This is a genomic window from Chryseobacterium sp. S90 (assembly GCF_047444895.1).
Taxonomy (GTDB): Bacteria; Bacteroidota; Bacteroidia; order Flavobacteriales; family Weeksellaceae; genus Chryseobacterium.
This window is the reverse complement of sequence record NZ_JBLGCX010000001.1, coordinates 1404565-1419600: the sequence shown is the minus strand read 5'-3', so window position 1 is coordinate 1419600 and position 15036 is coordinate 1404565. Positions and strand designations below refer to the sequence as shown.

Genomic DNA, 15036 nt, shown 5'->3' with positions numbered 1-15036 from the left:
GGTATACCAATGAAATACTTACCCTACGAACGCATTACTTACAAAACAAATTTATCTGAACAGGAAGTTTTAACAAGACTTTCAGGCTTTGTAGAACCTAAAAAATTTGGTTTTGGAAAAAATTATATAAAAGAATATGAAGGAACTGTGAATAATAATAGCTTTGAAATAAGCAAAGTTATTCAGTACAGAAACTCGTTTCTTCCTCAGATAAATGGTAGAATTCAAAATGAAAATAATGGAACCCAAATACAGGTGACCATGTCGCTACATGCATTTGTCTTCTTTTTTTTAATAGTCTGGTGTTCATTTGCTCTGATTTTCTTCATAGGAGTTTCCATAAGAACTATAAGAGAAAAGGAAATATCAGTAGAACTTTTTCTTCCTCTAGGTATGCTCTTGTTTGTCTACATTTTAACTATGGTAGGATTCAAATCGGAAAGTAAACAATCAAAAGAATATCTTAGAAGAAGCTTTGATGCTGAAATTATCAATGACTAATTACTCATTATCCCACCAGTTCAATAGTTCAGAGTCTATTTTTTCCAGATTGAATTCAAACCCTGAACTCCACATGCCGGAACCCAAAACCCGCACCCCGCACCTCGAACCCCAAAACTTTAAACCCGAACTTTGAACCCGCACCTCTCCACTCTAAAAGAATTCCTTATTTTTGTAAAAAGAAAAATTCGTGATTAACAACGACCAGATAAAAGAAGTTCAATCCAGGATTGAAGACTTACACAGATACCTTCAGATTGAAAAAAAGAAGCTAGAAATTGCCAATGATGATGAAAAAACAGCAGCACCTGAATTTTGGGATAACCCGAAAACTGCTGAAGCATTCTTAAAACAGCTTCGTTCCAAGAAAAAATGGGTGGAAGGTTATGATGAAATTCAGACACAGTTTGAAGATATACAGGTTTTGGTGGATTTTGCCAAAGAAGATCCGGATTCTGAAAAAGAACTGGATGAGACCTTTCCGCAATTGGTAGAAAAAATTGAGGATCTTGAATTCAAAAATATGCTTTCCAATGAAGGTGATGAGCTTTCTGCTGTACTTCAGATCACCGCTGGGGCTGGAGGTACAGAAAGCTGTGACTGGGCGGCTATGCTGATGAGAATGTACACCATGTGGGCCGAAAAACAAGGATATAAAATCCGTGAGCTGAACTTTCAGGAAGGTGATGTAGCCGGTGTGAAGACGGTTACCCTGGAAATTGAAGGAGAATTTGCTTTTGGATATTTAAGAGGTGAAAATGGAGTGCACCGTTTAGTAAGAATTTCGCCTTTCGACAGTAATGCAAAACGTCATACCAGCTTTGTTTCCGTATATGTTTATCCTTTGGTAGATGATACGATCGAAATTAATATTAACCCTGCCGATATCTCTTTTGAAACGATGAGGTCTTCCGGAGCAGGAGGGCAGAACGTAAACAAGGTAGAAACCGCTGTACGTCTTCGTCACGCACCAACCGGAATTATCATTGAAAACTCAGAATCCCGTTCTCAGCTTCAGAATAAAGAAAAAGCAATGCAGCTTCTTCGTTCAAGACTCTATGAAATGGAACTTGAAGAGCGTATGAAGGCAAGAAATGAGATAGAAGCCAATAAAATGAAGATCGAATGGGGAAGCCAGATCCGAAATTATGTAATGCACCCTTACAAACTAGTAAAAGATGTACGCTCAGGTCATGAAACTTCAGATGTGGATGCTGTAATGAATGGAAATCTTACCCCATTCTTAAAAGCATTTCTAATGGCCGATGGGACGGCGGTTTCGGATGATGACCTTGACCTTTAAAAATCATGTTTGAATTTTAGTTAAAATCTTATAATTAATTTTTGTTTCAGACATTTTAGACTTATTTTTGTTGTTCATCGATATTTATGGAAGATTTCAATAGCTGGAAGGATTTATTAAACCCGGAGTTTTATATTAAAATGGGAGGGTTTTGGCTTATTTTGTTTATCGTATTTGCTGAAACAGGGCTTTTTGTAGGGTTTTTCCTGCCGGGAGATTCACTTTTGTTCGTTTCAGGAATTTATGCCGTTGAAATCATCAAAGAGACTTTTGGCTCTACAGGGAGCGATTTCTTAGATACTACATTATTAGCTTCGGGAGTAGCTCTTGCCGCTATTATTGGAAATGAAGTAGGATACTATTTCGGAAGAAAGGCCGGGCCTGCTTTATATAAAAGACCGGATTCAATGCTTTTCAAGAAAAAATATCTTTACCAGGCTCATGATTTCTTTGAAAAACACGGAGCATTAGCAATTATTATGGCCAGATTCTTACCTGTTGTAAGAACTTTTACACCCATTGTAGCAGGAATTGTGAAGATGGATAAAAAGGAATTTTTAAGAGATAATATTATTGGTGCTGTGCTATGGTCATTCATTTTGATCTTTGCCGGACATTATCTGGATAAACTGTTTATGGAGCAGTTTGGAATCAACCTAAAAGAGAAACTGGAATACATCATTATTGTGATTGTTCTGGTGACAACACTTCCGGTGATCTTCAAATTTGTATTCGGAAAAAAAGAAGACCTTTCTAAAAAATATGAAGACCAGGATTTTGAATAAATAAAAATTCAATCAAAATAGAGCCATCTCAATAGTGAGATGGCTTTTTTATGCATAAGAAATGTTTTTTACCCCGCAAAGTTCGCAAGGTTATTATTATATCTGTTATTTTTCGTTCGCAGAGGCGTTTCACTTAACTAAGTCAAAACGAAGTGTCTTTGCGACCGAGAGATATAAGCATTAAAATTCTTTTGCGACCATAACGTTTTTAAATACATCTACCAGGCAAAAATTGTTTTTTTTATACTGGATATTTAAAAGATTCTTATGAACGAATTAGTTAGGATAGTTGTTTAATTATTTTGAATAGATAATTATTTTTTGATCCATTCCAGAATGTTGGGATAGATGATACTGTCTCTTTTTCTTTTACTGAAGAACCTTGGAGCATGACCTGCACCTTTCATAAAGATAAACTTGTGTGGAATATTCATTTGGGTAAGCGCTGAGTCCATGGAAATTCCCTGATGCTGATTGACAAGAAAATCATTGTTACCCTGAAACAGGAGGGTAGGAACATTGGTAATATTCGCAATAGGGCTGGCTTCTCTGAAGGCTTCAGAAACATTTTTCCGGTCAAATTTACTGCCTACTACCTTTTGAAAAGTGGGAGAAGTATATTTGGAATAAAAAGATTTAAGATACTCAGCGCTGTAAAAATCTGTTGGTCCACTGAGAGAAATAATCTTTTTGATCTGATCAGAATGCTGATATCCGTAGAGTAATGCCAGATGTCCGCCGGCACTTTCTCCCAGAAGAATATAATTGTTGGGCAGAAGTTCTGCTTTTTCCGTTAAAGAATTGAATTTTTCAATCGCCAGGCCAATATCCTCAAGCTGCTGTTTATAAGTGATTTTTTTCTTTGCAGAAACTAACCGATAATTCATACTGATACTCGGAATTCTGTTTTCAAAAAGCATTTTCTGAACCTGTATCATGTGTTCCTTTTTACCTAAAGTCCAGGCGCCGCCATGAACGATAAGAACAACGGGAGAATCTTCAGCATAATCTTTGGGAAGAAAGACATCCATTTTCTGTCTTTTATGCTCACCGTATTTTAAATTGTAAATTTTCTGCTGACCTCCGGGACCTACCCAGACTCTGAACTTCGTATTGCAGGACTGCAGCAGAAAACCGAAACATCCCATTACGAAAAAATGATACCTGAGAATGAGCTTTTTCATTAATTAAATTTACAAAAAAATTGATGTATTGTCAATGATAGATGTCAAATTACTTAAAGTCTTTCGGCTGTTTTTGATGAAAGTCCTTTTTTGATACTGATAACATCTTTTTCTCCTTTCTTGAATATGAAAGAAATTTCGCTGTCATCATCCTGCAGGAAAAATACATCCTCTTTTTCAGCCAGCATTCTCACTTTGGGAATAGTACTGCTCTGAATAAAGAGCTGACCGTTTTCGTAGAGAATATGAATAATACTGTCGTCCGAAAGTTTATAATTACCAGCATATTTTTTAAGTAAATCAGTACTTAAAGTGACTTCTTTCTTAGGTTGTGGAAGAGTATAGGTTTGATCTAAAAGGGCTGCTAGAATGGTGTTCCCTGCTTTTTCCAGTTTTTTACTCGTGATATTATTGAGAAGAATAATGCTGAGATCCTCTTCAGGAAGCATGGCAAAATAACTTGTAGAACCTTCTATATTTCCACCATGGTTGATGAGTTTTTTACCATACAGATCATCAATAAACCATCCGTAACCATAGCCGCTCAAATATGGGGTTGTAGCTTTTTTAAATGTTTCTTTGGATACAATTTTATAGTCTCTTAATCCTTTATAATAATTGTAAAGGTCTTCAGCAGTACTGTAGATCTGTCCTGCAGGGCCCGTTAATGTTGAATTCCAGACTTCTGTTTTTTCCTGTCTTGTATTTGAAATATATGAATAGGGAACTGTTTTATACGGGCTTTTCAGAGTCATGTAATTAAATCCGGTGTGAGCCATATTCAGCGGATTTAAAATATTTTTCCTAATTGCATCTTCATAAGACAACCCTGTTATTTTTTCAATAATAATTCCTAGCAAAATATATCCTGAATTGGTATATGAGAATTGAGTACCCGGCTGAAAAGCCAGAGGCTCGTTTTTAAAATAAGAAAGCTCTTTATCTCTGGTGATACTTTTTCCGGTGTGAAGCAGGCTGAAATACTCCTTGTTTTGCAATACTTCATAGATACCTGAACTGTGGGTAAGCAGATGCTCTATCGTGATTTCATTTCCTCTCGGATAATCGGGAATAAACTTTGAGATGGGATCATGAACAGAAAGTTTTCCCTCCTCACTTAATTTCATAATCATTAGAGCTGTGAAAGATTTGGTCAAAGAAGCAATCTGATAGACACTTTCGTTTTGATTGGGTATCTTTTTTTCTGCATTTTGCCAACCGTAAGATTTTTCAAAAATGATTTTATTCTGATAATGGATTAAAGCTGTTCCATTAAATTTATTGATAGCTGCGTATGCTCTTATGATACTGTCTATTTCCTGCTTTTTCTTTACCTGATCAATAGTGCTGACATTCGTTTCAGTCTGGGCTTTTAAAGGAGAGCAAAATATGCTGAACATAAAAATTGAACATGGTAAGACTAAAATAGAGGATTGACGTCGCATAGTATCAGATTTTAAAAACGGTTAAAAGTAAGCAGATTTTTGTTATGTTGTTAGTACATAATTTATTATCCATAAGAATTTGAATACTCAGCTGCCGAGAGCTTTATAATTTATCCGGAAATTGTGTAGCAAGCTATAAGTTTTCAGCATAGCGGCTCAGGGAATTATTGTATCTGGGCAAATGTTTTGAAATTGCTTTCAAGGTTAATGATAATGCTTCTTTGTATTCTCCCGCTGAAGAAAGGGACAGTGCTAAAAAAGAGTCTACTGCATCATTCAGTTCATCAGAATAATTAGCTTTTTCTTCCCTTAAAATATCAATACTTTCTTCTATCTTTCCATTATTTCTTAAAGTACTTGCCAGCTGGATTCTTGCTCTTCTCCTTCGCAAACCGGTTAGCCCATGATCTAATGCAGATCTGTACAAAGGTTCCGCTTTCTTTTCATATCCCGTTGAATCAAAAGCACAGGCTTTTTCAAAATCAGCAATAGCCTGGGAATCCGTTAGTAATTCTGTATGATTTTTAATTTGGTGAATAAACTCTTCATTGCTTATTGTTCCCAGTTTTAGCCATATACTCTGTAATTGAGTTTCCCAGTTTTCATCCATTGGATAGATTTTAAACAAAGATATAAAATATTGAAAGCTGGGTATTGATTAATCATTCTTATAATTTTCAAAATTATTGTCAGATTATGAATCTAAAAACGGAATTAAATATTTATTTTTGCTGAACTTAACAAAGATTAAAAAATTATTAAAATATGGCATCAGGCTTTTTTGCAATTTTAGATGATATTGCAGCATTGATGGATGATGTAGCAGTTACGAGTAAGGTTGCTACCCAAAAGACAGCTGGTATTTTAGGAGATGACCTTGCTGTAAATGCAGAAAAAGCCACTGGCTTTCTTTCTTCCAGAGAAATTCCGGTTCTGTGGGCTATCACCAAAGGATCATTTATCAATAAACTGATTATTCTTCCTATTGTTTTTTTGCTCAATTGGTTGTATGCTCCGGCTATTAATTATGTATTGATCCTTGGAGGATTCTATCTGGCCTTTGAAGGAGTTGAAAAAATAATAGAATTTCTTTTTCATCGTGACAAAAAGGGGCATGAAGTTATAGAGGAAATTGTAGAAGAAGAAAAAAGTTCTGAAGAAATAGAAAAACAGAAAGTAAAATCGGCAATTACAACGGATTTTATTTTATCAATTGAGATCGTTATTATTGCTTTAGGGACCGTATTGGAAGAAAGTCATCCTTTCATTACACAGATTTTAGTAACGAGCCTGGTTGCATTTATAGCGACTGTCGGAGTTTATGGAATTGTAGCTTTGATCGTAAGAATGGATGATGCAGGGTTTAAATTGATAAAGAAAAGTAATGATAAAGGTTTTTTCGGGAGCCTTGGACATCTATTAGTGAAGGCTTTACCTATTGTTATTAAAATATTAGGAGTCGTTGGAACAATTGCCTTAATAATGGTTGCTGGTGGAATTTTTCTACATAGAATAGAATTTTTTCATGGCGTACTTCCAACCTGGCCGGATGTTTTAAAAGAGCTTACGCTTGGAGTTGCTGGCGGATTGGCAGCGGTTGCTGTATTTACATTAGGAAAAGGAATCTATTCATTGGCGACAAAAAAATAAAAACAGAATTAGAATTAAATAACCAAAAAAATCCTGTATTCGTAAGAATGCAGGATTTTTTATGGTCTGGCTTAAAGATTATTTTGAACCTTTCAACCCTAACTTTTAAACGAAAAAAGAGACTTGTAAAAAGTCTCTTTTTATATTAATTGAATAAATCTTTTACTTTATCAAAAAAAGTTTTTTCCTTTCCGGATGGTTCTGCAACCATTTCTCCGCTGGACATCTGCTTTTCAAAGAAGTCTTTCTGATCTTTAGTAAGCTTTTGTGGCGTCCATACATTAATGTGGATAAACATATCTCCTTTTCCGTAACTGTCGATGCTTGGAAGTCCTTTTCCTGCCAATCTTAAGATCTTTCCGGACTGAGTTCCCGGATCAACGGTAATTTTTACTTTTCCGCCTACAGTAGGAATCTCTTTTTTCGTTCCTAAAGCAGCTTCAGCAAAAGAAACATACAGTTCCTGGTGAAGATTATCGCCTTCTCTCTTAATGATTTGATCTACTTCCTCTTCAATGATGACTAATAAATCCCCTGGAATTCCACCAAATGGAGCATCATTTCCTTTTCCTCTTACATTAAGCTGAATTCCGTCTCTTGCTCCTGCCGGAATGTTGATCGTGATTTCCTCTTCATCTTTGATAAGACCTTGTGCATTGGCTCCTGCAGGAATCTTGTCAGCAACTTTCCCAATTCCCTGACAAGTACTACACGTAGTTTGAGTCTGCATTTGACCAAACATGGTATTCATTACTTTTAACTGAACACCGGAACCGTTACAGGTAGGGCATGTTTTTGAAGTGGCACCTTCTGCCATCTTCATTTTCTTTACTTTAATGGTTTTCTGAGTTCCGTTTACCATTTCCTCAAGATTCAGCTTGATTCTGATTCTTAAATTAGAACCTTTCACCTGCTGACGGCCTCCACCGCCACCGCCAAATCCTCCGAAACCACCACCGAAAATATCTCCAAACTGGCTGAAAATATCCTCCATGTTCATTCCGCCTCCGAAGCCTCCACCTCCGAAACCTCCATTTCCACCCATTCCGGCATGACCGAACTGGTCGTATCTGGCACGTTTCTGATCGTCGCTCAGAACTTCGTAAGCCTCAGCAGCTTCTTTAAATTTTTCTTCAGCCTCCTTATCACCAGGATTTTTATCCGGGTGAAATTTGATGGCCATTTTACGGTATGCTTTTTTTATTTCGTCGGCGGATGCAGATTTGCTGATCTCAAGAACCTCGTAATAATCTCTTTTTGACATGACAATTTTATAATTGATTGTTGATAAATGATAAAAGATATTCTAAAGCTAATAAGTGAAACATTCATCAATTATCACTCATCATTTATCATTTATGAATTTTAATTTCCTGTTACTACTTTTGCAAAACGGATTACTTTATCACCTAAAGTATATCCAGTTTCAATAACGTCTACGATTTTTCCTTTCAAATCTTCCGATGGAGCAGGGATCTGAGTAATCGCTTCATGGAAATCAACATTAAAGCTGTCACCAGCTCTTACTTCCATTGTTTGTAAGCCTTTTTCGGTAAGTTTATTTTTGAATTTCTGATAGATAAGCTCTACACCTTGCAGGTCAGCCGGGTTTCCGTTTTTAGCGATTTCCTTTAATGCTCTTTCAAAATCATCTAAAACCCCTAACATTGAAACCATCATCTCCTGGTTAGCATATTGGAAGAATTCCATCTTCTCCTTGCTTGTTCTTTTTTTATAGTTTTCGAATTCAGCATACAATCTGATGTAACGGTCTTTTTCTTCTGCCAAAAGTTCTTCTGGTGAAGGAGCTGCTGTCACATTGTCCTGAGACGTTGCGTCATTCTGAACGTTGTTTTCTTCCTGATTATTGATGCTTTCTTCGTTAATATCCTGGTTTTCCATAATTCAATATTTATTTACTGTTTGTTTGACAAAGAGCCTGCCAAATCCAAAATCAGGACATTAAGGCAGAAAAATGAGTGAAGGTGAATAGTGAATAAATCAATCCGCTTCGCTTGTGAATTTTATAAGTGTGTAGTTTTAAAAATTGACTTTGCAAAGCAAAAACTGACCATTGACCATTCACTATCAATTGTTAAGATGTCAATCCACTTCGTTTGTGAATTTATAAGCGTGTAATTTTAAAAATTGACTTTGCAAAGCAAAAACTGACTATTGACCATTCACTATCAATTGTGAAGATGTCAATCCACTTCGTTTGTGAATCTATAAGCGTGTAATTTTTAAAATTGACTTTGCGAAGCAAAAACTGACTATTGACCATTCACTATCAATTGTTAAGATGTTAATCCACTTCGCTTGTGAATCTATAAGCGCTTAGTTTTAAAAATTGACTTTGCAAAGCAAAAACTGACTACTGACCATTCACTATCAATTGTGAAGATGTCAATCCACTTCGTTTGTGAATCTATAAGCGTGTAATTTTAAAAACTGACTTTGCAAAGCAAAAATTGACTATTGACCATTCACTAATAATGTCCAATAGTCAATTTAAAAACTATAGTTGTATTTTTTATTCTCCTGTAAACGTTTGATACAAAAGGTATAGGTTTAAAACAATAATAATAATGGAAATTGCCCACACGCAGATTTTAAGGAACGGTTTGTTGACGAATTCTCCCATTTTTGCTTTATCATTGGTAAACATAACCAATGGTACAACAGCAAAACTTAGCTGCATGGATAGAATGACCTGGCTTAAAACCAATAGTTCGGTCGTTCCCTGTTCACCGTAAAGGATAGCAACAATAAGAGCCGGAATTACCGCAATAAGTCTTGTGATGAGCCTTCTCAGCCATGGCTTTAATCTGATATTTAAAAACCCTTCCATTACAATCTGTCCTGCAAGAGTTCCTGTCAATGTAGAGTTTTGTCCGGATGCCAATAACGCAATAGCAAACGCAATACTTGCCATGGAAGCTCCCAGAATAGGGGTAAGCATTTTATAAGCATCATGAATATCTGCTACATGTTCGTTACCTGTTGTATGGAAGGTGGCTGCAGCCAGAATAAGTATCGCGGCATTGATGAAGAAAGCCAGCATCAATGAAACCGTACTGTCCAGGGTAGCAAACTTTATCGCTTCTTTTTTGCCTTGTGTATCCCGGGTATAATCTCTGGTCTGTACAATACTGCTGTGCAGATACAGGTTGTGGGGCATTACGGTGGCTCCTAAGATCCCAATAGCAATATAAAGCATTGCAGGATTCTGAATGATTTCCTTTTGAGGAACCAATCCTCCCAGAATTTCATTGAAAGCAGGCTTAGAAATAACGATTTCATAGACAAAACAGGCAAGGATAATGAATATAAGTCCTCCTACAATACTTTCAATCCATCGGAAACCTTTGGCCTGAAGTAAAAGAATAATTAAAACATCCACTGTGGTAATGACAATTCCCCACGTTAGCGGAATGTGAAATAATAGGTTTAACGCAATTGCAGAACCAATGACCTCGGCGAGATCACATGCAGCAATGGCTATTTCACAAAATACCCAGAGAATAAAATTGGTAGTAGGACTGAAGTGGTCTCTGCAGGCCTGTGCCAGGTCTCTTTCTGCAACAACTCCCAGTTTTACGGATAAATGCTGTAAAACCATCGCGAAAATATTGGAAATAAGAATTACCGATAGCAGGGTATACCCAAACTGAGCACCTCCGGCAATATCTGTAGCCCAGTTCCCCGGATCCATATATCCTACAGCAATCATCAGTCCAGGTCCTGCAAATGCAAGATACTTTCTCCAGAAATTTGCATTTTTAGGGACTTTGATTGATGAATAGACCTCTGATAAGGAATGAGATGTTTTATCTTTTCGCCAGGCGTTTTTTATATTGAAATTCATAAATGTTAGAAATGACTAACAAATTTAATTAAATAAATGTAAACAGAGAAATCATGGCATAAAAAAATCCCGGAAATTACTTCCCGGGATCTAATTTTTATTAAATCTAAAGATTATTTTGCAAATCTTACAGACATTTTTCTGTCAGCAGCTCTTTCTGCATCAGAAGCTTTTGCATCTACAGTAGCAAATTTACTTCCATAACCTTCTGCTTCTAAAACCTGAGCTCCAACTCCGGCTTTTGCTAAAGCAGCTTTGATAAATTCAGCTCTTGCTTTTGATAATTTTACATTAGAAGCTTCATTTCCTGTTTTATCCGTGTAACCACCGATTTTAATTTTTGCATCAGGGAAAGCCTTAAGGATAGCTACCAGGTTGTCCAATTGTCCTTGTGAACCTGCTTCAAGCTCAGTAGAGCTTCCCATTTTGAAATTAACATGGTCAAAATCATACCACTTATCTTTCAGTGCAGAATCATCAGCTGCATTTTTGTAAGCTCCTGATTTTAGGAAAGTAATCATCTGATCTTCCATACCACCTTTGTAACCTTTTAACATTACCCCGTTAAGGTCAATGTTTTCATCGGTTTTAGCAGTAGCCGGAACAGGTGTTGCGGTTCCTGTTGTAGCGGTATCTGCAGTAGAAGTGGCCGTCGCAGAGTCAGACGTAGCAGTAGTTGTGGTAGTGGTTTGTTTTTTCTCGCACTGTTTCCACAAGAAATACCCGGCTGCCAGTAACAGTAAAAGCGGAAGCAACCATTTCCAGATGGAGCCTCCGCCTTGATTATTATTGTTATTATTTTCAAATCGTTCTCTCACTTCTCTAGCTCCTTCTGAAACATTTTCTCTTGCTGTAGCTACACCTTCTGCGATGTTATCTTTAGCAGTAGAAGTTACTGAAGAAACTGTTTCCTTCGCCTGACCAAACCAATTTTCAGCTCCCAATCCAAAGGAAGCCAAAGAAAGACCTGCCGGCAATAAGGAAGAAATAATGCCTTTCTGATCGTTCAGCAAACTGGAAATACCTGAAGCACCCAAATTATTGTCTGCTGCATATTTTCCAACTGTGCCTACTGTAGCTCCAGTCACCAGGTTTAACAAAGAACTAGCAGAGGTATTGCTTACTCCTGAAAAACTAGCAATGGAATTAACTAATCCACTTACTTTATCTCCAAAAATTGAAGACAACAAGTTAGAAATAATAGGGTTGCTGGACGAACCGCCTAGTAAATTTCCTAAAATTCCACTTGAAGAGGCTTGTGTAATAGCATCCACAACGCCAGGCTTATCTGCATTATTGGCTAATCCACCTACCACAGCAGGTAACAATCCGCCAATTGCTTTAGAAATACCGGATTCACTTTCTCCAAACTGCGAGGCAGCCTGTGAAACCAAAGCGGGACCTAATTGTCCTTTAATTAAATCAATGACATTTAAAGACATAATAATAAATTTTTTTGATTAATGTTGAGATAAATTTAAACAAAAATCCGTCCAAATGTCACTTTTTTTTGAATATTTCTTTAAAAATTAACGATTTTTTTTAAAATCATTAAAATTTTTAATAAGCTTTTGCGAATAACACACGTCTCTTAGATGGTTTTCCGGAAACCAATGAAATTCCTTCTTCTACATCATCATCTAAAGGAATACATCTGATGGTAGCCTTCGTTTCATCCTTGATCTGTTCTTCTTCTTCAGCTGTACCATCCCAATGCGCATAGATGAAACCACCTTTTTCTTCCAAGACTTTTTTGAATTCTTCGTAAGTATCCACTTTCGTAAAATTATCTTTTCTGAATTCAAGAGCTTTGTTATAAAGATCCTGCTGAATTGTTTTCAATAAATCTTCGATATAAGAGTCCAGACCTTCGATAGAACGAACTTCTTTTGTCAGATTATCTCTTCTCGCAATTTCCACAGATTTATTTTCAAGATCTCTTGGTCCCATCGCGATTCTTACAGGGACTCCTTTCAATTCGTATTCTGCAAATTTCCAACCTGGTTTGTTCTGAGTATCATTGTCAAATTTCACAGAAATACCTTTTGCTTTCAGTTTAGCCTGAATATCCAACGCTACTTCACTGATTTGCTCTAACTGCTCTTCTCCCTTAAAGATTGGAACAATCACCACCTGAATCGGTGCCAGGGTAGGAGGCAGTACCAATCCGAAATCATCAGAGTGTGTCATAATCAAAGCTCCCATCAAACGGGTTGATGTTCCCCATGATGTAGCCCACGCATGTTCTATTTTCCCTTCTTTATTGGTGAATTTTACGTCAAATGCTTTTGCGAAATTCTGTCCTAAGAAGTGAGATGTTCCCGCCTGTAAAGCTTTTCCATCCTGCATTAATGCTTCAATACAATAGGTTTCATCAGCTCCAGCGAATCTTTCAGAAGGTGTTTTTAACCCCTGAATTACCGGCATTGCCATAAAGTTTTCTGCAAAATCTGCATATACTTTATTCATTTTTTCTGCTTCTTCCACAGCTTCATCTTTTGTTGCGTGAGCGGTGTGGCCCTCCTGCCATAAGAATTCTGCCGTTCTTAAGAAAAGACGTGTTCTCATTTCCCAACGAACAACATTCGCCCATTGGTTGATCAGTATCGGTAAGTCTCTGTAAGACTGAATCCAGTTTTTATATGTATTCCAGATAATAGCTTCTGAAGTAGGACGAACGATAAGCTCTTCTTCCAGTTTCGCATCCGGATCTACAATCAGTTTGGATGGATTGTCCGGATCGGTTTTTAATCTGTAGTGAGTAACAACAGCGCATTCTTTTGCAAAACCTTCTGCATTTTTTTCCTCAGCCTCAAACAAGCTCTTGGGCACAAAAAGCGGGAAGTATGCGTTAACGTGACCTGTTTCTTTGAACTTTTTATCCATTTCATCACGCATTTTTTCCCAGATCGCATAGCCATACGGTTTGATCACCATACATCCACGCACGCCTGAGTTTTCAGCTAAATCAGCTTTTACAACCAGCTCATTATACCATTTGCTGTAATCTTCGCTTCTTGAGGTTAATTTTGCCATTATTTTTTAAAATTTTTTTAACTTTTGTACATTATTGTTATCTAAAAATAAAAATCTATTTTTGATAGATTTTTTTACCAGTATTTTGGTACATTTTTGGTACAGATTGCAAATATAATTTAAATTAAAAATTTTTACGTTATCATGAAAAGAAATATACATAAAAATTTGCTTGGTCTGCTAAGATCCAAAGGGGTGTTGGCAATATCAGGCGGATTATTACTTGTGTCTTGTGGTGCTCAGATGGGAGGGTATAGCGAGACAGATGGGGTGTATTACGACCCCAATAAGGATACGCTACCTGAAGGAGTTATCATTAATGATAGCGGAAACAGAGTAGGAGAATATTATGACTATTATCAGGATTCCAATGTTATTCAAAATGCAGAGGCGAATTCCAGAGAACAGCAAAACAGATATAATGACTGGAGTACCAACACCAATTGGAACTCCAATGCTACCGATTCAGACTGGGGACTTTATGCAGGTTCGCAGACAAACTACTATGACAACTCATGGGGATGGGGATCTCCTTGGGGATGGTATGGTGGTTACAGCCCATATTGGGGCTGGGGCATGAACCGCGGCTGGGGCTGGGGTGCAAGCATATCCTGGGGTTGGGGCGGATCATTCGGATGGGGCTGGGGAGGCTCTTACGGATGGGGAAGTCCATACTGGGGATACGGTGGATATTATGATCCATTCTGGGGCGGTTACGGAAACCCTTATTGGGGATACGGAGGCGGTTACTGGGGTGGCGGATACTACAACAGACCTGTTTACAGAAGAAGCGGTGCCAGTGGAGGAGGATTCCAGAATACGGGTGTAGCTAACGCAGTATACAGAACCAATACAGCCAATTCAGGCTTCCGAAATACTAATGGCGGTTTCAGAAACGGAAATAACGGAGGTTTCAGAGATTCTAATTCAAATGGTGGTTTCAGAAATAGTAATGGCGGATTTAGAAACACAGATAATGGTGGCTTCAGAAATTCCAACTCAAATGGCGGTTTCAGAAACTCCAATTCAAATGGTGGATTCCGTAATACTGCACCACAGACAAGACCTAATTATAATTATCAGCAATCACAGCCTAGAAACAACAATAATGGAGGCTTCAGATCTAATGATTCAGGAGGTTTCAGATCTAGCGGCGGGTTCAACTCCGGTGGAGGCGGCTTCAGAGGCGGTTCTTCTGGTGGTGGCGGAATGAGATCCGGCGGCGGAGGCAGAGGCGGATTCAGATAATTTTCAAACGAATAAA

Annotated in this window: 13 protein-coding genes; 5 read left to right on the top strand and 8 right to left on the bottom strand. The window is 37.4% G+C overall.

Features of this window, described 5'->3' with window-relative positions; genetic code table 11:
• The first annotated feature begins 9 nt into the window (after nt 1-9).
• The 3 genes from ACLMCG_RS06510 to ACLMCG_RS06500 all read left to right on the top strand — a co-directional run bounded on the left by ACLMCG_RS06510 (nt 10) and on the right by ACLMCG_RS06500 (nt 2589).
• Nucleotides 10-501 carry a hypothetical protein gene (locus tag ACLMCG_RS06510; protein WP_413959235.1) on the top strand — a complete coding sequence of 164 codons (492 nt, stop codon included), beginning with the start codon at nt 10-12 and terminating at the stop codon, nt 499-501.
• A 190-nt stretch (nt 502-691) separates the two neighbouring features.
• Nucleotides 692-1804 carry a peptide chain release factor 2 gene (gene prfB, locus ACLMCG_RS06505; protein ID WP_413959234.1) on the top strand — a complete coding sequence of 371 codons (1113 nt, stop codon included), beginning with the start codon at nt 692-694 and terminating at the stop codon, nt 1802-1804.
• An 86-nt stretch (nt 1805-1890) separates the two neighbouring features.
• On the top strand, nt 1891-2589 hold the full coding sequence (locus tag ACLMCG_RS06500) for a DedA family protein (protein ID WP_149388142.1): 699 nt from the start codon (nt 1891-1893) through the stop codon (nt 2587-2589).
• A gap of 314 nt (nt 2590-2903) precedes the next feature.
• Here ACLMCG_RS06500 and ACLMCG_RS06495 read toward each other — a convergent pair whose 3' ends face one another.
• The 3 genes from ACLMCG_RS06495 to ACLMCG_RS06485 form a co-directional block, all read right to left on the bottom strand.
• Nucleotides 2904-3773 carry an alpha/beta hydrolase gene (locus tag ACLMCG_RS06495; RefSeq protein WP_413959233.1) on the bottom strand — a complete coding sequence of 290 codons (870 nt, stop codon included), beginning with the start codon at nt 3771-3773 and terminating at the stop codon, nt 2904-2906.
• Between the two features lie 53 nt (nt 3774-3826).
• Entirely contained in the window at nt 3827-5218 is a 1392-nt protein-coding gene (locus ACLMCG_RS06490; RefSeq protein ID WP_413959232.1) for a serine hydrolase, read from the bottom strand.
• A gap of 133 nt (nt 5219-5351) precedes the next feature.
• Nucleotides 5352-5828: a tetratricopeptide repeat protein gene (locus ACLMCG_RS06485; protein ID WP_413959231.1), complete on the bottom strand. Its 477-nt coding sequence runs from the start codon at nt 5826-5828 to the stop codon at nt 5352-5354.
• Between the two features lie 155 nt (nt 5829-5983).
• Here ACLMCG_RS06485 and ACLMCG_RS06480 point away from each other — a divergent pair, with 155 nt between their 5' ends.
• Nucleotides 5984-6868, top strand: coding sequence for a DUF808 family protein (locus ACLMCG_RS06480; RefSeq protein ID WP_223600437.1), 885 nt, complete (start codon nt 5984-5986; stop codon nt 6866-6868).
• A gap of 145 nt (nt 6869-7013) precedes the next feature.
• Here the strand turns inward: ACLMCG_RS06480 and dnaJ are convergent, their stop codons facing one another.
• The 5 genes from dnaJ to proS form a co-directional block, all read right to left on the bottom strand.
• A complete protein-coding gene (gene dnaJ, locus ACLMCG_RS06475) occupies nt 7014-8132 on the bottom strand; it encodes a molecular chaperone DnaJ (RefSeq protein ID WP_047423678.1) in 1119 nt (372 codons plus the stop codon).
• 101 nt (nt 8133-8233) lie between these two features.
• On the bottom strand, nt 8234-8773 hold the full coding sequence (locus tag ACLMCG_RS06470; RefSeq protein ID WP_374200551.1) for a nucleotide exchange factor GrpE: 540 nt from the start codon (nt 8771-8773) through the stop codon (nt 8234-8236).
• Between the two features lie 628 nt (nt 8774-9401).
• On the bottom strand, nt 9402-10736 hold the full coding sequence (locus ACLMCG_RS06465; RefSeq protein WP_223600436.1) for an Nramp family divalent metal transporter: 1335 nt from the start codon (nt 10734-10736) through the stop codon (nt 9402-9404).
• A gap of 113 nt (nt 10737-10849) precedes the next feature.
• Nucleotides 10850-12178 carry a DUF937 domain-containing protein gene (locus tag ACLMCG_RS06460; RefSeq protein WP_413959230.1) on the bottom strand — a complete coding sequence of 443 codons (1329 nt, stop codon included), beginning with the start codon at nt 12176-12178 and terminating at the stop codon, nt 10850-10852.
• 118 nt (nt 12179-12296) lie between these two features.
• Nucleotides 12297-13772 (bottom strand): proline--tRNA ligase, encoded by a 1476-nt coding sequence (gene proS / locus ACLMCG_RS06455; RefSeq protein ID WP_223600434.1) that lies wholly within the window; start codon nt 13770-13772, stop codon nt 12297-12299.
• 144 nt (nt 13773-13916) lie between these two features.
• Here proS and ACLMCG_RS06450 point away from each other — a divergent pair, with 144 nt between their 5' ends.
• Nucleotides 13917-15020 carry a prolyl-tRNA synthetase gene (locus tag ACLMCG_RS06450; RefSeq protein WP_413959229.1) on the top strand — a complete coding sequence of 368 codons (1104 nt, stop codon included), beginning with the start codon at nt 13917-13919 and terminating at the stop codon, nt 15018-15020.
• Nucleotides 15021-15036 lie beyond the last annotated feature (16 nt).

Excerpts from the sequence above, each read along its gene's own strand:
- ACLMCG_RS06510 (WP_413959235.1), top strand. The coding sequence starts at position 10 with ATGAAATACTTACCCTACGAACGCATTACTTACAAAACAAATTTATCT.
- ACLMCG_RS06500 (WP_149388142.1), top strand. The coding sequence starts at position 1,891 with ATGGAAGATTTCAATAGCTGGAAGGATTTATTAAACCCGGAGTTTTAT.
- ACLMCG_RS06495 (WP_413959233.1), bottom strand. The coding sequence starts at position 3,773 with ATGAAAAAGCTCATTCTCAGGTATCATTTTTTCGTAATGGGATGTTTC.
- ACLMCG_RS06490 (WP_413959232.1), bottom strand. The coding sequence starts at position 5,218 with ATGCGACGTCAATCCTCTATTTTAGTCTTACCATGTTCAATTTTTATG.
- ACLMCG_RS06485 (WP_413959231.1), bottom strand. The coding sequence starts at position 5,828 with ATGGATGAAAACTGGGAAACTCAATTACAGAGTATATGGCTAAAACTG.
- ACLMCG_RS06480 (WP_223600437.1), top strand. The coding sequence starts at position 5,984 with ATGGCATCAGGCTTTTTTGCAATTTTAGATGATATTGCAGCATTGATG.
- dnaJ (WP_047423678.1), bottom strand. The coding sequence starts at position 8,132 with ATGTCAAAAAGAGATTATTACGAGGTTCTTGAGATCAGCAAATCTGCA.
- ACLMCG_RS06465 (WP_223600436.1), bottom strand. The coding sequence starts at position 10,736 with ATGAATTTCAATATAAAAAACGCCTGGCGAAAAGATAAAACATCTCAT.
- ACLMCG_RS06460 (WP_413959230.1), bottom strand. The coding sequence starts at position 12,178 with ATGTCTTTAAATGTCATTGATTTAATTAAAGGACAATTAGGTCCCGCT.
- proS (WP_223600434.1), bottom strand. The coding sequence starts at position 13,772 with ATGGCAAAATTAACCTCAAGAAGCGAAGATTACAGCAAATGGTATAAT.
- ACLMCG_RS06450 (WP_413959229.1), top strand. The coding sequence starts at position 13,917 with ATGAAAAGAAATATACATAAAAATTTGCTTGGTCTGCTAAGATCCAAA.